The organism is Neobacillus drentensis, from assembly GCF_036966985.1.
GTDB classification, from domain to species: Bacteria; Bacillota; Bacilli; order Bacillales; family Cytobacillaceae; genus Neobacillus; species Neobacillus drentensis_E.
In genome coordinates, this window is the sequence record NZ_JBALSN010000695.1 from 1 (window position 1) to 225 (window position 225).

General features: G+C 43.1%; 1 protein-coding gene. It reads right to left on the bottom strand.

The features are described from left to right. Window positions 1-225, bottom strand: a 225-nt coding sequence (locus tag V7659_RS30620) for a sodium:solute symporter family transporter (RefSeq protein WP_420491795.1), incomplete at both ends; no start/stop codon positions are given.

Sequence of the window (225 nt, forward strand, 5' to 3'; positions counted from 1 at the left end):
TCGAACAGAACCCCGCCAGAAACCATGCCCGAAGAAACATAGAAAGTAAAAAAGACAATGATAATGAGTCCAGAGGTCAAGCGCAGCATATTCGAACCATCAGCAAAACGATTCTCCAGGAACGCAGGAATGGTCATCGAATTGTTGGCGTTCTCTGTATAAGTTCTTAAACTAGGTGCTACATAAAGCCAGTTGATATAGGCTCCAATGGTTAAACCAATGGCA